15 protein-coding genes are annotated in these 18,873 nt (G+C 67.6%); 3 read left to right on the plus strand and 12 right to left on the minus strand.

The genetic code is table 11. The features are described 5' to 3' along the window. The first annotated feature begins 132 nt into the window (after positions 1–132). Both IY716_RS02575 and pepN read left to right on the plus strand, forming a co-directional pair. Positions 133–2,190, plus strand: coding sequence for an acyl-CoA dehydrogenase (locus IY716_RS02575; RefSeq protein ID WP_218220068.1), 2,058 nt, complete (start codon positions 133–135; stop codon positions 2,188–2,190). 37 nt (positions 2,191–2,227) lie between these two features. Continuing rightward, positions 2,228–4,972 carry an aminopeptidase N gene (pepN, locus tag IY716_RS02580; RefSeq protein ID WP_218220069.1) on the plus strand — a complete coding sequence of 915 codons (2,745 nt, stop codon included), beginning with the start codon at positions 2,228–2,230 and terminating at the stop codon, positions 4,970–4,972. An 81-nt stretch (positions 4,973–5,053) separates the two neighbouring features. Here the strand turns inward: pepN and tatC are convergent, their stop codons facing one another. The 12 genes from tatC to IY716_RS02640 form a co-directional block, all read right to left on the minus strand. Next, positions 5,054–5,857 carry a twin-arginine translocase subunit TatC gene (gene tatC / locus IY716_RS02585; RefSeq protein WP_255316404.1) on the minus strand — a complete coding sequence of 268 codons (804 nt, stop codon included), beginning with the start codon at positions 5,855–5,857 and terminating at the stop codon, positions 5,054–5,056. Between the two features lie 5 nt (positions 5,858–5,862). After that, positions 5,863–6,159 (minus strand): Sec-independent protein translocase subunit TatA, encoded by a 297-nt coding sequence (gene tatA, locus IY716_RS02590; protein ID WP_218220070.1) that lies wholly within the window; start codon positions 6,157–6,159, stop codon positions 5,863–5,865. A gap of 37 nt (positions 6,160–6,196) precedes the next feature. After that, positions 6,197–8,182: a WYL domain-containing protein gene (locus IY716_RS02595; RefSeq protein WP_218220071.1), complete on the minus strand. Its 1,986-nt coding sequence runs from the start codon at positions 8,180–8,182 to the stop codon at positions 6,197–6,199. A 9-nt stretch (positions 8,183–8,191) separates the two neighbouring features. Further along, on the minus strand, positions 8,192–8,596 hold the full coding sequence (locus IY716_RS02600) for an FKBP-type peptidyl-prolyl cis-trans isomerase (RefSeq protein WP_192590649.1): 405 nt from the start codon (positions 8,594–8,596) through the stop codon (positions 8,192–8,194). Then, the gene (locus tag IY716_RS02605) at positions 8,596–9,738 is read right to left on the minus strand and encodes an FKBP-type peptidyl-prolyl cis-trans isomerase (protein WP_218220072.1); all 1,143 of its coding nucleotides are present in this window, start codon (positions 9,736–9,738) and stop codon (positions 8,596–8,598) included. The genes IY716_RS02600 and IY716_RS02605 overlap by 1 nt, the downstream gene beginning before the upstream one ends. A 79-nt stretch (positions 9,739–9,817) precedes the next feature. After that, the gene (gene pafA / locus IY716_RS02610) at positions 9,818–11,311 is read right to left on the minus strand and encodes a Pup--protein ligase (RefSeq protein ID WP_218220073.1); all 1,494 of its coding nucleotides are present in this window, start codon (positions 11,309–11,311) and stop codon (positions 9,818–9,820) included. Between the two features lie 6 nt (positions 11,312–11,317). Beyond that, positions 11,318–11,518 carry a ubiquitin-like protein Pup gene (locus IY716_RS02615; protein ID WP_218220074.1) on the minus strand — a complete coding sequence of 67 codons (201 nt, stop codon included), beginning with the start codon at positions 11,516–11,518 and terminating at the stop codon, positions 11,318–11,320. 28 nt (positions 11,519–11,546) lie between these two features. Further along, positions 11,547–13,286 (minus strand): depupylase/deamidase Dop, encoded by a 1,740-nt coding sequence (dop, locus tag IY716_RS02620; RefSeq protein ID WP_218220075.1) that lies wholly within the window; start codon positions 13,284–13,286, stop codon positions 11,547–11,549. Further along, positions 13,283–15,115, minus strand: coding sequence for a proteasome ATPase (gene arc / locus IY716_RS02625; protein ID WP_369699564.1), 1,833 nt, complete (start codon positions 15,113–15,115; stop codon positions 13,283–13,285). Before arc ends, dop begins: the two co-directional genes overlap by 4 nt. Then, positions 15,108–16,112 carry a tRNA (adenine-N1)-methyltransferase gene (locus IY716_RS02630; protein WP_218221366.1) on the minus strand — a complete coding sequence of 335 codons (1,005 nt, stop codon included), beginning with the start codon at positions 16,110–16,112 and terminating at the stop codon, positions 15,108–15,110. The genes arc and IY716_RS02630 overlap by 8 nt, the downstream gene beginning before the upstream one ends. 195 nt (positions 16,113–16,307) lie before the next feature. Beyond that, positions 16,308–17,063, minus strand: a complete 756-nt coding sequence (locus IY716_RS02635) for a site-2 protease family protein (RefSeq protein WP_218220076.1) — start codon at positions 17,061–17,063, stop codon at positions 16,308–16,310. Next, positions 17,060–17,809 (minus strand): HAD family phosphatase, encoded by a 750-nt coding sequence (locus tag IY716_RS02640; protein WP_218220077.1) that lies wholly within the window; start codon positions 17,807–17,809, stop codon positions 17,060–17,062. Before IY716_RS02640 ends, IY716_RS02635 begins: the two co-directional genes overlap by 4 nt. A gap of 52 nt (positions 17,810–17,861) precedes the next feature. Between IY716_RS02640 and IY716_RS02645 the strand changes: the two genes are divergently transcribed. Further along, the gene (locus IY716_RS02645) at positions 17,862–18,869 is read left to right on the plus strand and encodes a PAC2 family protein (protein WP_369699565.1); all 1,008 of its coding nucleotides are present in this window, start codon (positions 17,862–17,864) and stop codon (positions 18,867–18,869) included. The last annotated feature ends 4 nt before the right edge of the window (positions 18,870–18,873 follow it).

Genomic DNA, 18,873 nt, shown 5'->3' on the forward strand with positions numbered 1-18,873 from the left:
CGGTCTGCGGCCCGGTGGGGCCGGACCCGCAGGTCTTGCATTTGTTACTGGTCAGTATCATAGACTATTTTGTGTGCAGGATCACTGATCATTCGAGTGGCCCGCCGCTCATCCCAGCTCTGAGGAGACTCCATGTCCCACCACCCGGTCCCCGACCCCATTGACGCCGCCGACACCGAAGTCCGCGTGGACAAGAAGGTGATGGAGGACGTGCTGCTCGGACCCTGGGCCGACACTCGTCGCCATGCCCGTGAGCTGCTCAAGAATGAGGCCTTCCACAAGGTGGAGGGCATGTCCAAGGAGGATCACCGCGAGCGCGTCTTCAAGCAGATGCACCTGCTTGCAGAGGACGGCGCCGTACACCGGGCGTTCCCGAAAGAGTTCGGAGGCTCCGATGCCCACGGCGCGAACATCGCCGCCTTCGAAGAGCTCGTCACTGCAGATCCTTCGCTGCAGATCAAGGCCGGCGTGCAGTGGGGCCTCTTCGCCGCGGCCGTGCTGCATCTGGGGTCCGAGGACCATCACCGCAGGTTCCTGCCCGCCACCATGGACCTCCGGGCTCCTGGCGCCTTTGCGATGACCGAGTTCGGCCACGGGTCCGACGTCGCCTCCATCGGCACCACCGCCACCTATGACCCGGCCACCGAGGAGTTCATCCTCAACACTCCCTTCCCCGCTGCCACCAAGCGCTACCTCGGCAATGCGGCGAATGACGCCAAGGACGCCGTCGTCTTCGCCCAGCTGATCACCAATGGGATCAATCACGGGGTGCACTGCCTCTACACCAACATTCGCGGTGAGGACGGCAAGCCGCTGGCAGGCATCACCATCACCGACGAGGGTCAGAAGGGCGGCCTCAATGGGGTGGACAACGGCTGCTTCAGCTTCGACAACATCCGGGTGCCCCGCACCAATCTGCTCAACCGCTATGGTGACGTCGCAGCCGACGGCACGTACAGCTCGCCGATCGACTCCCCCGGTCGTCGATTCTTCACAATGCTCGGCACCCTGGTGCAAGGACGGGTCTCACTGACCGGCGCCTCGGTGGCGGCCTCGAAGCTGGCTCTCATCGGCGCAATCACCTACGGCAACCAGCGTCGCCAGTTCAACGCCTCCTCCACGATCGAAGAGGAGGTGCTGTTGGACTACCAGCTCCATCAGCGCCGCCTGCTGCCGCGCCTGGCCACCACGTTCGCAGCGAACTTCGCCCATGAGAACCTGCTGACGAAGCTCGACGACGTCTTCTCCGGCAAGGATGATTCCGACGCGAACCGCCAGGAGCTGGAGACCCTCGCCGCCGCGATCAAGTCCGTCACCACCTGGCACGCGCTGGACACTCTGCAGGAGGCCCGCGAGGCCTGTGGCGGCGCGGGCTTCATCTCCGAGAACCGGCTGGTCTCGCTGCGTGCGGACCTCGACGTCTACGTCACCTTCGAAGGCGATAACAACGTGCTGCTGCAGCTGGTCGCCAAGCGCCTGCTCAGCGACTATGCCGCGGAGTTCAAGGATGCCGACTTCGGGGTGCTCTCGCGCTACGTGGCCAATCAGGCGCAGTCCACGGTGCTGAATCGCTTCGGCCTGCGCCGGGCCGTGCAGTCGGTCCAGGACACCGGTGACGATCGGCGCAGCGCCAACTGGTTCAAGCAGACCGAGGTGCAGCGCCAGCTGCTCACCGAACGCTCCCGGCAGATGGTCATCGATGTCGCCGGTGAGCTGCGCTCGGCCTCGAAGCTGCCCGCCGCCAAGCAGGCAGCGATCTTCAATGAGCATCAGTTCGAGATCATCAATGCCGCGAAGGCCCACGCGGACCTGCTGCTCTGGGAGTCCTTCACCGAGGCGCTGGAGCGGGTGAGCGATCCGGGCACCAAACAGGTCATGACCTGGTTGCGGGACCTCTACGCGTTGACCCGCATCGAAGAGACGCTTGACTGGTATCTGCTCAACGGTCGGATCTCGTCTCAGCGGGCGCGCACGCTGACCCCCTACGTGAACCGGCTGCTCGAACGACTGCGTCCCCATGCCCAGGACATCGTGGATTCCTTCGGCTACGAGCCCGAGCATGTGCGCATGGAGATCACCTCGGGGGCCGAGCAGCGCCGCCAGGACGAGTCCATGGAGTACTACCGGGCACTGCGTGCCTCCCCGGACGGCCCGGTGGACGAGAAGCTGATGCAGTCGCGGAAGAAGTGAACACCACGCCCGAGCGGGCTTCTGCTTGAATAGCAGGATGGATTCCGAGCTTGCTTTCCCCCGTGCCGATGAAGAGAACCTGACCCGCGAGGAGGCTGCCCAGCGCAGCGCCCTGCTCACGGTCCAGGACTATGAGGTCGAGGTGGATCTGCGTGCCGCCGGGGCCGCCGATGCGGTGACCTACCCCGTGCACACCAAGATCCATTTCGAGGCCGCCGAGCCGGGGGCCTCGACCTACTTGGATCATCTCGGGGATTCGGTCGAGTCCGTGGTGCTCAACGGGGTGGCGCTGGAGACCTCGGCCCATGTGGGCCCGGCGCGGATCCTGCTGCCGGAGCTCCGTGCGACCAATGTGGTGGAGATCTTCTCCACCGCGCGGTACTCGCGCTCGGGCGAAGGTCTCCACCGGTTCGTGGATCCAGCCGATGACCAGGTGTACCTCTACACGCAGTACGAGCCCGCCGATTCCCGGCGGGTCTTCCCGGTCTTCGAGCAGCCCGACCTCAAGGCACGGTTCGGCTTCTCCATCATCGGTCCGCAGGACTGGCAGCTGCGGTCCAACGGCGCGGAGATCTCCCGCGAGGTGCTCGACGACGGCGCGGCGGCTCAGCCGTCGGTGCGCGTGACCTTCGAGAAGACTCCTCGGATGTCCTCCTACATCACGGCCGTCTTGGCGGGGCCGTACCACCGCGTCGAGGGGCACTACAGTCTCCAGAAGCACGCCGGCGACACCACCGGCATGCCCGACGGTGATCCGCTGGAGATCGAGCTCGGGGTGCTCTGCCGCGCGTCGCTCGCGCAGCATTTCGACGCCGAGGCGCTGTTGGAGCTGACCCGGCGCGGCTTGGACTTCTTCCACCAGGAGTTCGGCTACGCCTACCCGTGGGGGAAGTACGATCAGGTCTTCGTGCCGGAGTACAACCTCGGTGCGATGGAGAACCCCGGCCTCGTCACCTTCACCGAGAAGTACGTCTTCGACACCGCCGCCACCGACGCACAGTATGAGACCCGCGCGAACACGCTGATGCATGAGATGGCGCATATGTGGTTCGGCGATCTGGTGACCATGCACTGGTGGGACGACCTGTGGCTCAAGGAGTCCTTCGCGGACTATATGGGCTCCCTCGCGGTCGACGAGGCCACCGACTGGACGACCTCCTGGATCTCCTTCGCCAACGGCCGCAAGGCCTGGGCGTATGTGCAGGATCAGCTGCCGACCACACACCCGATCGTGGCGGACATCGGCGACCTCGAAGCGGCCGACCAGAACTTCGATGGGATCACCTACGCCAAGGGCGCCTCGGTGCTCAAACAGCTGGCCGCCTATGCCGGTCGCCAATCCTTCCGTGAGGCAGCCCAGCGCTACTTCGCCCGGCATGCCTTCGGCAATGCCACCCTGGCGGATTTTCTCGCCGTTCTGGAGGAGGTCACCGGAGCCAATATGGACAGCTGGGCGCAGGCCTGGCTGCAGACCGCCGGTGTTCCGGTGCTCTCCGCGGAGATCGACGACTCGCGTGGAGACCTCGCCGGCGGCGCCGTCGTGATCCGTCAGCAGGGTACAGACCCGGCCAGCGGAGAACCCGTGGCGCGCCCGCACCGCATCCGGGTGGGAGTCCACGTCTTGGATGCCGCCACGGGCACCTTGAAGCTTCACGCCGCCCAGGACGTCTTCCTGGACCCTGCTGCCCCAGGTGGACTGACCGAGGTCCCCGGGCTCAGCGTGCCGGGAGACCAGCCACGGCTGCTGCTGCCGAACGAGGATGACCTCACCTACGCCAAGATCAGCCTCGACGCAGAATCACTGGCCGCGGTGCTCAGCTACCCGGTGGCGGACCCGCTTGCCCGGGCCACCGTCTGGGCCGCCCTGTGGTCCATGGTGCGCGACGGCGAGCTCGGCTCCCGCCGCTTTCTGCAGGCCGTTCAGACCATGGGTCTGGGCATTGATGAGATCGTCGTCGTCCAGGGACTGCTGCGGCAGTCACTGACCGCTCTGGAGCGCTTCACCCCACCGGCCCAGCGCCCTGCGCTGCAACAGGAGCTCGCCGCTCGGCTGGCCGGGGAGCTGACCCGCACCATCGGAGACCATCAGCGCGCCATCGCACGAAGCCTCGCGGTCCTCTCCCGGCGAGAGGGTTCGCAGCTGGATCTGCTCGAGGCCCTGCTCGATGGCTCGGGCGAGGACTACGGGATCTCTGGACTGCGCATCGACGAGGAGCTGCGCTGGGCGTTCCTGCAGGCGCTCACCGCCCATGGTCGCGTGGACATAGGCCAGATCGACGCGGAGCTCGCCGCCAAGACCACCGCGCGGGCACGCATCGCACACCGGCTGGCCGCGGCCGCACGGCCCGACCGCCGAGTGAAGGCCGACGCGTTCGAACAGGCCCTCCGCGGCACTGACGGGGACGGACGCGAGCTGTCCAATGATCACCTCACCGCCACGGTGGAGGGCTTCGGCATCGCCGCGGATCCCGCCACTGCGTCTCTCGTCGCTGGAGCGACGGAGGCTTATTTCGAGTCTCTGCTGCGGGTCTGGGAGCAGATGAGCCAGGGCCAGGCCACCCGGGTCATCTCAGGCCTCTATCCCGGAGCCCAGGATCTCGAGGACGGCCAGGTGCCGGAGGAGCACCCGCTGGTGCTGCGCACCACCGCATGGCTCCAGGAGAACTCCGAGGCCCCCGCGGCGCTGCGCCGGCTGCTGATCGAGGAGCAGGACCACCTGCTCCGCGGGCTCCGCGCCCAGGCAGCCGCTCAGACCTCCGCTCAGTCCTCCGCTCAGTCCTGAGCGTCACCCCTCAGCACACCTCGCTGGGCGGGATGCCCACCCCGTGGGATCGGCGGAACGCCGCGCAGTTCCACCCGGAGATCAGTCCCGGATGAACTCTTCCATCTCGGCATCGGTCTCGGCTTCTCGCTTGGCGCGGCGCTTGTCATTGAGCAGGCACAGCAGAATGGCGATGCCGAAGAGCACGGCGAGCGGGATCGCAAGGAAGAACATCGTGACCGCGTCCCCGCCGGGGGCCGCCAGTGCCGAGACCACCGCGATGAGCATGACCACTCCGCGCCAGGCCTTGAGCACCTGCTTGCCGCTGACCAGCCCCATCATGTTCACCCCGACGAGCACGACGGGGATGATCATGGCCAGGCCGAAGGCCAGGAACAGGTGCAGCACAAAGGTGAAGTAGACGTCCGGGTCGATGATGTTCGACGTGCCTTCAGGATTCAGTGCAAGGAAGAAGTCGATGGCCTGCGGAAGCACGCTGTAGGCGGCCGCGATGCCGGCGAGGAACAGCGGCACGGAAGCGCCGATGAACCCGATGGCGTAGCGCTTCTCGGTCTTGCGCAGCCCTGGCATGATGAAGGCCCAGATCTGGTAGAGCCAGATGGGCGAGGAGATCACAAACCCGACGAAGAGTGAGAGCCGGATCATCAGGTCCAGCGGACCGCCCACAGTGCTGAAAGCGATATCGGCCAGGCGGCCGTCGTCCTCGTAGCCGAGTATGGGTTCGGCGAGGACCTGGACCAGCCAGTCGTACAGGAAGAAGCCGGCGACGGCGCCGGCAAGGATCCCCAGTGCAGCCTTGATGAGGCGATTGCGCAGCTCACGGAGATGGTCTTTCAGCGCCATGGTCCGCTCGGGGTCGCGCCGCCTCTTCTGCGTGGTGGCCATGCGAGTTAGCGGTGGTCTCCCCGTGGCTCCCGCTCGCCGGAGCGGTTCTGCTCGGCAGTCGGGTCATTGGGGTTGAGCACGCGGCCCTCGACGGGGGCACGGTCCTGCGAGGACTCCTCCGCGGTCGAGCCCGCGGAGTCATCGGAGTTCTTCCGCGATTCCTCGCTCATCGTGCGCACCTCAGACCGGAAGATGCGCATGGACTGACCCAGTGACTTCGCCAGTTTGGGCAGCTTGGGGGCTCCGAAGAGCAGGATGATGAGCAGTGCGATGATCGCGATCTGCCAGCCGGTGATGTTCATAGCGCAGGTCCTTTCCTCGAGGCCAATGGTACGCCACTCAGGCCGTGAGCTCGGACAGCTGGGCGCGGGCGCGATCAAGGACTTCGCGGCGCAGTTCGGCGGGGGCGAGCACTGCCACATCACCGCCCGCCTGCAGGCACAGCCTGATCAGCGCCTCTCGGCTCTGGAACCAGGTGCCGATGCTGCGGGCGCCGTCGGCGTGGGTGCGCTGGCGCTGCGGTGCGTACCGGTCGGCGAGCCCGGCGGCCGCCGGGGAGAAGCGAAGGACCACGTCGAAGGCGCCCGCTCCGCGCGGCGGCTGAGGAGGTTCCACCGGAGCCTGCGCGAGCGCGCGGGCCTGGTCACTGATCGGCTCCTCGGGCAGGGCCGTGCGCTCGAGGATGCGCGAACCGAGAAAGTTGCGCGGTGCCTGAGCCAGCCGACACCAGGCCTGCAGGTAGATGCGCGGCCCGTCGATATAGACCTGTGCGGGCTCCACCACCCGTCGAGTGCGCGTGCCCTCGGCGTCCTCGTAGACGAGCTCCAGGCAGGTGCCCGCGCGGACCGCCTCGCGCAGCGCCGAAACTTCGTGGGTCTGCGCCTGCGCTCCAGCGGCGACCTGGGTGGCTGCGCGCTGCAGCCCTCCCGGAAGCACCGTGGTGATCTTTCCCCGCAGCGAGATCGCCGCCGGTAGCCAGAGGTCGACACCCGCTTCAGCCTCACCGATGATCGTGTTCAGCGCGATCAACAGCGAAAGCGCTCCTGGTTTGGTCAGTGTCAGCGGCCGGGCCAGCACGTCTCCGGTGCGCGCGGAGGGCATCGCGAGGGTGATCGGCTCATCGGCAGGCAGGTACTCCTCGGTGAACTGTGCAAGGTTCAGCGGCGGGGCAGGGTCGACATCGATGAACTCGCCATACTGCCCTGGACCGAAGCTGCCTGACTGCTGGATGGAGAGCAGGTCTTTGAGCAGCTGCTTGGGGGTGATCTGATGTCGGCGCAGCAGCTCCGAGGGGCGCACCCCCGGGGAGCTGAGCAGATACGCGGCGATGGAGAGGACCCGCTCCACCTTGCGGTGCGCGGGGTCTGCCTGACGCGCGGGTGCCGCTCGAGCGAGCCGCGGAAGCCTGGGGCTCGGAGCAGTGTGCGCGTCGAGCACTCCACGGAGGAGCTCTGCGGGGTCCTCCGCCCCGGTGAACCCGTCGAACGCCGCACGGGCGTCCACTCCGGCGACGGCGCTGCGCTGGTCCTCGGTGAGCCGCGGCTGCGGTGTCAGGGCCCTGATGACCCCGTGCACACGATCGAGCCGGAACACGCGACGAGCGTCTCGGTCCAGGTCATGACCGATCAGGTACCAGTGTCCGCGGGCTGCGTAGTCCAGCAGCACGACCCGTCGAGGCGATGGCCGGGCGGCGCCCCGCGCGGTGTAGTCGAATCCGACGACCGTGCCTGCATCGAGCGCGGCGAGCTCGGTGAGCCGGTCGAACTCGTCGTCGCTGCCGAGGTTGAAGCTCAGCGCACCGGCCTGGTCCTCGAATCGAGGCGAGGCTGCGGACTCCGTGGACAGCGCCCAGCTCGCCTGCTCCAGCCAGGACCGCGTCCGACTTCCCGCCCACAGCTGGCTCGCACGAGTGAGCACGAGCCTCTCGGCGTCGGTGAGCGGAAGCGCCGGCAGTCCGTAGTCGTCCGGGTCGATGCGGTACCGGTAGTCGTCCCGGTCGGCAGCCGGTTCTGCGATGGCGATCCCGCAGCTGCGCAGGTGATCCTTGTCCCGGCTGAACAGCCGCTCCCAGGCGTCCTCGGACTGGCCCTCGCCGAAGGAACGGTAGTGCTCCACCCGCTCGCGGATCTCGGTCTTGGTCAGCCCGCCGCTGCCCGCATCGAGGATGCTGGCAGCCAGCGAGAAGGCCCGCGCCACGCCGTAGTCGGCGTAGACGTCCTGGAGCTCGTCCTCCTCCTGGGCAGAGGCTGCCTGCGGCTCCGCGGAGGGCCCAGGCTGCGTGGACTCGAGAGGCGCGGCCGCACTGGCGTGCTGCGGATCCGTCACAGCTGCAGGTCAGGAGGCCTTGCGGACGCTGACCAGGTCCACCACGAAGATCAGGGTCTCGTTCGGACCGATGGCCGCGCCGGCACCCTGCTCACCATAGGCCAGGTGCGGAGGAATCTCGAAGCGACGCCGAGCACCCTCCTTCATGCCGATGAGCCCCTGGTCCCAGCCCTGAATGACTTGTCCGATGCCGGCGGTGAAGTCAAGGGTCTCACCACGGTTCCAGGAGGCGTCGAACTCCTCCCCGGTGGACCAGGAGACGCCCACGTAGTGGCAGGAGATCTGGTCCCCCGGCTCCACGGCGTGACCGCCGCCGGAGATCAGCTCCTCGATGACCAGCTCCTGCGGCGGGGTGTCCCCGGGAAAGTCGATCTCGGGGCGGGTGCGGTCATAGCTGCGCTGGCCGAAGGACATTACTCGGTCTCCTCTTCGTTCTGGTTCTCAGAGTCGGTGTTCTCAGAGTCGCCGCCGGAGTCAGCCTCGCCACCCTCGGCGCCGCCCTCCTGCTGGCTCTCCATCTCTTCGATCATCTCCTGGATCTCTTCCTCAGTGAGCTCAGGCTGGCCCGACTGACCGCCCGGCTGACCGCCCGGCTGCGCCGGAGCGGCCTCCGGAGCGTCCGCGGAGGCGATGAGGTCCACCACGAAGATCAGGGTCTCCCCCGCGAGCTCGTGCTGAGCGTCTTCTTCGGCGCCCTCCTCGACCTCGCCGTAGCCGGCCTCGGGCGGGATGACCATCAGCACCCGGGAACCGACCTGCTTGCCCTCGAGGCCCTCGGCCCAGCCTGGAACCAGGTTCGCCAAGGGGAATCCTGTCGGACCCGGATCGGCCTCCTCGTCGTCGGTCGGCCAGTTCGAGTCGAACTGCTCGCCGTCGGAGTACTTCCAGCCGGTGTAGCGCACCACGACCTGATCGTCGGCTGCGATCTCTTCGCCGTCGCCCTGGATCAGGACCTCGGAGGTGGTCTCCTCGGGGGCGTCGCCGGTGATCTCTCCGGCAAGCGCGGGGGCCTCACCCTCGGTGCTCTCGATCTCCGGGAGGTCCCCGCTCTGTTCCTGGGCCTCACCTGAGGCGTAGGCCTCGGACTGTCCCTCCACGCGCAGCACCAGCAGCGTGGCTGGCGCCTGTGACTCGGCGTTGGCAGGTTCGAAGAGGGCGATCTCGGAGCCCACCGTCAGATCTGTGTCGGTCAGCGAGTCGTAGATGAACTCACTCTGCTCCTGCATCTGGGGCAGGAAGACCATCGAGGGGTTGCCCTCCGTGAAGCTCTCTTCCTGGACCTCGCCGGTCTCGGGGTCGACCACGGCGTGGGACACCTCGAGGATCTGCTCCTCGTCCAGGTCCTCTCCGTCACCACGGTCGAGGACCCTGGAGGCCTCCTCTTCGATCTCGAGCGGGTTGCGCAGGATGACCTCTGGGGTGCCCTCCTCGGTGTAGTGCAGCTCGACACCGGAGAGGGCGTCGGTGTCCCCCAGGCCCTCGGTGGAGCAGGAGGACAACAGCAGTACCGCCGGAACGGAAAGTGCCACAGTGGTGCGGCGGAACGAACGATGCACAATGATTCCTTCGAGGTGGACAGCGACCGAGACACGGTCTGGGGCCTGCCAGCACTGTACAGGCCGGATACCAGGTTCGTCAGATCAGCGGAGGCTCAGCAAACTCCCGGGGAGAGGCAAGCGTATAGCGCTCACTCAGCGCCAGCGGCACCGCCTGTTCCCGGCGCTGCGCCAGGTTCTGCTCGCGCAGCGTCTCGACACGATCACCCAGCTTCGCCAGCAGGGTGTCCAGGCGCGGATCCTCCGCGAGCAGCGGGTCCTTGAGCATGAGCGCGTCCAAGGGACGGTCCACCAGTTTGTGGTGCACCCAGTCCACGGTGTGCTCGGCTCCCAGCGCGCGCGCTGTGGAGAGGAACCGACCGCGCAGCGCCGCGCGAGTGGTGCTTGGCGGGTCGACGATGGCACGCTCGATCCGCTCCGGCTCCAGCTGGGTGCTGACCCTGCCGTGCGCTGCGAGCACATTGAATACCCCGCGGCGCGGGTGGACGTCGTGGTAGGCCATGTCCAGCTGTTCCAGCTTCGGATGTCCCTGGCGAAGGCCGCCGCGTTCGGCGACGTCGGTCAGCAGGCGCTTCTTGATCGCCCAGTCGATGTCCCGTTCGATCGAGCTGTGGTCTCCGCTGGCGACCGCCTGCAGCGTGCGTTCCCAGAGCTCGAAGATCTGCTCCACCTGGTCATGATGCGCCCCGTTCTCCCGCACGAAGCGCCGGGCGCGGTCCAGCAGACCCGACTGGATGTCCACAGCGGTCATCTCGGGGCCGTTGCGGACCTTCACGGTGGCAGTTCCGCTGATGTCGTGGCTGATGTGGCGGATCGCCCCGATCGGGTTCTCCAGCTCGAAGTCGCCCACCGGGACGCCGGACTCGACCATGCGCAGCACCAGGTCGGTGGCGCCGTAGCGCAGCAGGCTCGTGGTCTCGGACATGTTCGAGTCTCCGACGATCACATGCAGCCGGCGGTGCAGCGCCGCATCGGCATGCGGCTCATCCCGAGTGTTGATGATCGGGCGTGAGCGCGTGGTGGCCGAGGAGATGCCTTCCCACATGTGATCGGCGCGCTGGGAGAACGCGTAGTGCGCCGGAGTCTCGTCAGTGGCCGGCACGAGTCGTCCGGCACCGACGAGGATCTGCCGGGTCACCAGGAAGGGCAGCAGGATCGTGGAGAGCCGGCGGAAGTGGGTGGTGCGCGGGATCATGTAGTTCTCGTGGCTGCCATAGGAGTTGCCCTGGGAGTCCACGTTGTTCTTGAGCAGATAGACGCTGCCGTCGAATCCGTCCTCAGCCATGGCTGCCTCGGCACGCTGTGCCAGATCATGCATAATGAGCTCGCCGGCCCGATCAGAGGCGATCAGGTCCAGCAGGTCGTCGCATTCAGCGGTGGCGTACTCGGGGTGCGATCCGACATCGAGATAGAGCCGCGAGGCATTCGGGATGAAGACGTTGGAGCTGCGACCCCATTTCAGCACGGGCCGGAAGATGTAGCGGGCCAGCTCGTCAGGCGGCAGCCCGCGATGCTCGCCACCCTGGTGGGTGATCCCGAACTCGGTCTCCACCCCGAAGACACGACGCTCCATGGAGTGCTACTCGCCGCCCTTCTGGACGAACCCCTTGACGAACTCCTCGGCGTTGGATTCGAGCACCGAGTCGATCTCGTCCAACATGCTGTCCAGCTCCCCGGCGCGCTTCTGGGCCTGGGCGCTTCCGCTCACTGGTGTCGCCTCGGCGGCAGGCCCGCCGTCCTCGTCTCCGCCGTGGGGTCGCTTCTGCGGTTGAGTGGACATGGTTCTCTCCTTTGATGGCCGAGCGACGTCATCGCCCCAGCAGACGCTGGAGTCCGGTGATGAGGTCCGCGTTGGTCTTCGCGCTGACAAGTGTATTCTCCGCAGCCGCACGGGTCCCCGAATAGGGGTCCGGAAGCCCCAGGCGCACCGTCGGGGCCACGGCATCGGCCCGCAGCAGGACCTGGTCCCAGCTGGCACCGACGACGACGTCGGGGTGTTGACTCACCAGCCGTCCGCGAAGCCAGGCTCTGGTCTCCTCGGGTGGGTGCTCCGCGGCCGAGGCGATCTGCTGATCGGTGAAGAGCCGGCGCATCCTGCCGGCGCGCGCCAGCTTGTAGTAGAGCCCCTTCTCCTCACGGAGATCGGCGTACTGCAGATCCACCATGGCCAGGACGGGGGCATCCCAGTCCAGAGAGTCGCGGCGCCGGTAGGACTCGAGCAGCGAGAGTTTCGCCACCCAGTCGACCCGGTCCGCGGCGCTGAAGACGTCTTCGGTGAGGTCGCGCAGCAGCTCCTGCCAGGCCTCGAGGACCTCGGCGGTCTCGGTATCGGGAACCGCGGGGGTCGACTCGGGCCCGGTCTTCTCCTGAGCCCAGTCCATGGCGGCCTGCAGGTACAGCTGCTGGATGTCCACAGCGGTGAGCGGGCCCCGAGAGGTGGGCACCGTGGCGCTCAGGCTCGGATCATGGGAGATCGTCTTGAGCGCCGCCACGGGGTCCTCGAGGGTGATCTCCGGGGCGCGTCCGGACTCGATCAGGTCCAGCACCAGCGCGGTGGTGCCCACCCGCAGCCAGGCCGAGTACTCACTCATATTGGCATCGCCGATGATGACATGCAGCCGCCGGAACCGATCCTGATCGGCATGGGGCTCGTCGCGGGTGTTGATGATGGGCCGACGCACGGTCGTCTCCAGACCGACCTCCTCCTCGAAGAAGTCGGCGCGCTGGGAGATCTGGTACCCCGGCTCCCCGCTGGTCTGACCGATCCCGACTCGTCCGGCGCCGCAGATGACCTGCCGAGACGCGAAGAAGGGAAGCAGCCCGGCGACCAGTGCGTCGAACCGGACCGCTCGCGGGACCAGGTAGTTCTCATGGGCGCCGTAGGAGACGGACTTGTTGTCCGTGTTGTTCTTGTACAGCAGCACCTGCGGGGAGTGCTCCTCCTGGCTCAGCCGCTGCGCCGCCGCGCGGACCACCCGGTCGCCGGCGACGTCGTAGAGCACCGCCCGGCGCGCTCCGAGCGCCTCGGGAGAGGAATATTCCGGGTGGGCGTGATCCACATAGAACCGTGCGCCGTTGCCCAGCACCAGGTTCATCAGCAGCTGCGGCTGACCCTCGCGCGGCTGGAAGTAGTCGCCGCGCCAATGCGCCGACCCAGGCGCGTGGTAGGCCCCTGCGACGTCGGCCGGGCTGGGGTCTCCCCCGCTGACGTTTCCCAGCGCGTCGCGGACGGGCCCCTGTCCGGACTCCTGCTCGGTGGCATAGCTCAGCGCCTCGTCGTAGCGCGCGTGGTCCAAGGCCTCCTCGGTGTCGGTGAGCTGCGAGGGATGGGCGGCGGAGCGCGGAAGCACCCAGCCCCGGGCGTCCACCAGCGGGGACTCCGACTGATAGTCCCACTCGGTGCCCGCCACGGCACCGCCGGTCTCGGTCACATGGGCGGCATAGGCGTTGACCAGCTCGATGGACAGCGCCACATGGCTGGCCCTGGGGTTGGCGGGGGCATGGATCCCGTACTCGGTCTCCATCCCGATCAGCCTGCGCACGCTCATCGTCGGCCCCGCTGCTGCGCAGGGGCGCTGGGGGCGCTGGTGTCAGCCCCGACGGCGGGCCGCTCGATGCGCACCACGGGAGAGCTCGAGGCGCCGACGACGCGTGACCAGGCCTGCGGATCCGAGGTGTTCACCAGGTCCTCCTGGTCTCGGAGCTCCTCTTCAGCGGCGTCGAAGAGGTGGTCCAGAGTGAGGCCCTTCTGCGCCGGATCGGTGCCGGAGCCCAGGAAGTCCTTGATCGCGGCCTTCTTCGCCCGGTCGACGATGTTGCTGAGCACCGCCCCGGACATGAAGTCGGCGGCCTGGAAGGGCGTGGACGTTCCATCGGCATGGATCAGGCGCAGGCGTGCCTGCTGGGTCTGCGGGAAGAGCCGGTCCAACAGCGAATCGACGAGGAACGCCACCGCCGAGGACCGGTCGCCATGCTCGGCGAGCAGGTCAGGGTGCAGCGGGACGGCCCCGCCGAGATGGATGCCGAGGATCTCTCCGGCACCTTCACGGCCGGGTCGCTGGACGCGGATCTTCACATCCAGCCGGCCAGGCCTCAGGATGGCCGGGTCGATCATGTCTTCCCGGTTGGAGGCACCGATGACGATCACGTTCTCCAGCGACTCCACGCCGTCGATCTCCGCCAGCAGCTGCGGTACGATGGTGGTCTCCACATCGGAGGAGACGCCGCTGCCGCGCGTGCGGAACAGGGCCTCCATCTCATCGAAGAAGACCACCACGGGCTGGCCGGAGGAGGCGCGTTCGCGAGCGCGGGAGAAGATCACCCGGATATGCCGTTCGGTCTCACCGACGTATTTGTTCAGCAGCTCCGGGCCCTTGATGTTCAAGAAGAAGGCCCCCGTGCCCTGGCCCTCGGAGGCTGCATCGCCGCCGTCGGACGTGGCGTTCCGGACCGTCGTCTCAGCTCCTCCGGCCCGCGCGCCGCTGCCGCTGCCGGCGAGGGAGCTGGCGACGGCTTTCGCGATCATGGTCTTGCCGCAGCCAGGCGGGCCGTAGAGCAGGATGCCCTTGGGGGCGCGCAGTCCGTGCTCCTGGTACAGGTCGGCGTGCAGGAACGGCAGTTCCACGGCGTCACGGATGGCCTCGATCTGCTCGGAGAGCCCCCCGATGTCCGAGTAGGAGACGTCGGGTGACTCTTCGAGCACCACATCCTCGACCTCCGAGAGCGGAACGATCTCGGTGGCAGTGCCGGTGCGCAGGTCCACCATCACGGCATCGCCGACGCGGGCGCTGTGCAGCCCCTCGGCCTTGGCCTGCGCCTGTGCGGCAGCGGTGAGGGTCACGACGCGTTCGTCCTCGCCGCGGGAGACGATCACCAGGCGGGAGTCGGGCAGCACTTCTTTGACCCGCGCGAGCTCGCCGGTCGGCTCGGCCCCCAGGACCGCCACGACGGTGAAGTTCTCATTGAGCAGCACCTCGTCTCCGGCCTGGAGCTCCTCGGGGGTGATCAGCGGGGAGAGGCTCACGCGCAGCTTGCGTCCCGCCTGGAGGATGTCGACTCCGGCCACCGTGGTGGCCTGGATCTCCCGGCCAGTCACCTGCTCGTGGGCCGGGCGGTAGCCGATCACGGTGCCGAAGGTGAAGGGCGCCTGTCCATCAGCCTGCAGCGCATTGCGCAGCTCGGAGATCTCGTTGCGGGTGGTCTCCAGCAGATCCACCATGCGCTGGTTGTTCCGCCCTGCGCTCTGCAGCTGAGTCTCCAGCTGCTTGGCGCGGCTGCGCAGCGTGTCCAGCTGGCGGTGGGCCTGGTTCAGCCGGTTCTGCAGCTGCTGGGCCTCGCGGCTCTGCTGCGGGGCCTCGTTACCTGTCTGCTCACTCACGGGTGAACACCTCCTTGGCCTGTGCGGCGATCTTCTGGGAGTAGGCCGCGGCCTTGCGGCTCTTCTTCCCCGAGACGGTGCGGGTCTTCAGGCTTGCCTCGTCCCAGACAGCCTCGGGATCGTTGGCGGGCCATGCGGCGCGGTCCTCCTCGCTCACTGTGGAGACCTTCTCGCGCTTCTTCAGCTGCAAGGGGGTCTGGTCATCGGCGAGCCGCCGCGCGGAGAGCAGGAAGCCGGTGTGCGCCACCATGCGGTGATCCGGCCGTACGGCCAGTCCGTCCAGATGCCAGGTGCGCAGCATGGTCTCGTGGGCCTCGGGCTCGGTGAACCCCTGTGAGGCGCGGATCTCCTCGGCGAGACGGGACAGCTGGGTCACGGAGGCCACATAGCTGACCCAGACTCCCCCGGGCGCCAGGACGGTCTTCACCGCGTCCAGGCACTCCCAGGGTGCGAGCATGTCCAGCACCACCCGGTCCACGCTGCCGGGCTCCTCCACGGTGAGGACCTCCTCCTGCATGTCCCCGAGATAGACCTCCCAGCCTGGGTGGGACTCGCCGAAGAACGCCTCGACGTTTCCGACCGCGATGTCCTTGAAGTCAGCACGCCGCTCGTAGGAATGGAGCACCCCGTTCTCCCCGACGGCGCGGAGCAGCGAGATCGACAGCGCGCCGGAGCCCACGCCGGCCTCGACCACCCGAGCACCCGGGAAGATGTCGGCGACCTGCACGATCTGTGCGGAGTCCTTCGGGTAGACCACTGTCGCGCCGCGGGGCATGGAGAGCACGAAGTCGTTGAGCAGCGGGCGCAGCACCTGGTACTCATGACCCGCGTCATTGGCCACCAGGATCCCCTCGCTGGCGCCGATGAGCAGATCGTGGCGGAGCACGCCCTGATGGGTGTGCCATTCTCCGCCGGGCTGCAGCGTGATGGTGCTGGGCCGGCCCCGGCGGTCGGTGAGCTGAACCCGCTGACCTGCGCGCAGCGGTCCTGAGCGCATATGTGCTCCGATGGGGCCGGAGGTGGTCGTCGACGGGGTCTCGCCGGAGGCGCTGGTGCTCACTGAATCTCGCTCTCTGAGGGGCTGTCGCTCCGGAGACCAGGGAGGTGGCCGCCGCAGCTGTGTTCTGAGTTCAGCCTATCGCTGTCGAGGCCGTCGGCGCTGTGGACGGTCATGCACCGAGAAGGCGCTCGCTCAGCGGGACCTGCTCAGCCGCGCGTTGGCCACCCGGATGCTCTCCGAGGCGCCCTGCCAGAGGAAGAAGCTCACCATCACCGCCACCACGACCACCACCAGGCTGATCTCGCGGATCCCGGTGATCACCAGCACAGCCAGTCCGCTCAGCAGCAGCACGACGACGACGCGCCCCGCCCACCCCGCTGCGCGCAGTCCGCGGTCCTGGCTGCCCGTGGCACCCCAGACGGCGGATTCCACGATGCGTCCACCATCCAGCGGCAGACCAGGCAACAGGTTGAAGACTCCGACCATGAAGTTCACCAGCACGGTGACCTGGATCAGCAGCGCGGCCACCCCGGTCAGTTCGAAGAGTCCGGAGAAGTACCAGCCGAGCCCGGCGATCACCAGGTTCGCCGCCGGGCCAGCCAGGGAAACGGCGAGCGACTTCACCGGTGTGGCGCGGTGTGCGAGAAACTCGGTGTGCCCGCCCCAGAGGTTCAGCTCGATCTCGGTGGAAGGCCAGCCGAACGATCTCGCGGCCAGGGCGTGGGCAAGTTCGTGGGCGAGCACCGAGAGCATCAGCAGCAGCGCGTAGCCCAGGGCGACGGCGTAGGCCAGGATTCCCAGTTCTGGAAAGATGCGCTGCACCTGAGGGCCGAACAGCAGCACGATGGCACCGCTGACCAAGAACCAGGAGACCCGGAAGCGGACGGGCACCCCGGCGATCCGCATCCGCGCGGAGCGGCGTGCGCCTGTGCCGGGGCGGGACGTCATCGGGGCAGCAGCTGTTCGAGGCTGGCCGCGTCGACCCCGCTGAGACCCGGGAGCAGCTGCCAGCGGTCGTCCTCGGGGATCGGCGTGTAATGCGGCACGGCGATGGTGACCAGACCCGAGTCGGCCGCAGAGGAGACTCCGGGAATCGAATCTTCGATCGCGATGCAGCGGTTCATCTGCAGCTTGACACCGGTGCGCTGAAGGTGGTCCGCCGCCATCTTCTGGAAGGCCTGCAGGTAGGCCTCCGGATCGGGCTTGCCCCGGGAGACCATGTCACCACTGACGATGAACTCCATCTGCCCGCTCGGCAGCGCCTCGACGATCGCTTGGGCCAGCGGCTTCTCGCTCATGGTCACCAGCGCGCAGCGCACACCGGCGGCGTTGAGATCGGCGAGCAGCTCGCGGGCCCCGGGGCGCCAGGGCATATCGGCCTGGGCGCGAGCCGCCACGCGCGTGATGAGGTGGTCGATGATCTCGCGGGAGGTCATCGCCACGCCGGCCTCCTGAAGCACGACCGCGCTATGAGTCAGGGCCTGCCCGACGAGGCTGTGCGCCTGCTCCTCGGTCCAGACACCGCCGTGCGCCTCGACCAGGCTGCGCTCCTCAGCGATCCAGAACGGCTCGGTATCGACCATGGTGCCATCCATGTCCCAGAACACCGCCTGCAGCGCTCCGGTGACCCCTTCGGGGGCATCCTCTGGCTGCTCTGTCCTGGTCTGCACTGCTGAGGGGAAGGTCGAAGACATGGGCAACATCGTACGCTTCTAATGCACCCCCCAGGGGGATAGTGTGAGTTGCGTGAATGAAGAGATCCCACCGGAGGAGACGTCCGCCGACGGCACTGATCCGGGAGCTGAACGGCACACCGGAGAAGGCCAGACCGGAGAAGGCTCCGTGCCTGAGGGCTTCGCCCAGCGCTTCGCGGATCATCTGCGCGCGGCGCAGTCTGCCGCGGCCACCGATGAGGAGAGCCAGCGCGCAGGGGCGCGCCCCACCGTGATGGTCATGGCCTTCGAGGGATGGAACGACGCCGGGGCGGCCGCCTCTTCGGCCGTGCGTGCAGTCGGTCAGGCCTGCGGCGCGGAGCTCATCGGCAAGGTCGAGGATGAGGGATATTACGACTACCAGTTCTCCCGCCCCAAGGTGCGCAGCACCGGCGGCCACCGGGAGATCATCTGGCCCTCGACGAAGATCTACCGTGCCCGCCCGGCGCGCGCCGCCGTCGACCTGTTGCTGGTCCACGGCGTGGAACCGAGCTTCCGCTGGCAGGCCTTCACCGCAGATCTCCTGACCCGTGCGGCCGAGAACGATGTCTCCGGGATCGTCCTGGTGGGCGCGCTGCTCGCCGATGTCCCGCACACCCGACCGATCCCGGCCTCGCTCTCCAGCGAGGACGTGGCGCTGCAGGAGATCCTCGAAATCGATGAACCCAGCTATGAGGGCCCCACCGGGATCGTGGGGGTGCTCGCCCATACGGCGGCGCAGGCAGGACTGCCGGCGGTGTCGCTGTGGGCCGCCATCCCCCACTATGTGGGCCAGGCACCCTCACCGAAGGCGCAGCTCGCCATCATGCGTGAGCTCGAGGACCTGCTGGGTCTCACGCTGGATGAGAGCGAAGTGGCCGAGGACGCGGAGGCCTGGGAGCGCGGCGTCGATGATCTGGCCGAGGAGGACACGGAGATCGCCGACTATGTCAAGCAGCTTGAAGAGGCCACGGACACGACGAACCTTCCTGAGGCCAGCGGCGAGGCGATCGCCCAGGAGTTCGAACGCTACCTGCGCCGTCGCAAACCGCCGGAGAGCTGAGCTT

The sequence above is a fragment of the Nesterenkonia sp. Act20 genome, from assembly GCF_019173455.1.
Lineage (GTDB): Bacteria > Actinomycetota > Actinomycetes > Actinomycetales > Micrococcaceae > Nesterenkonia.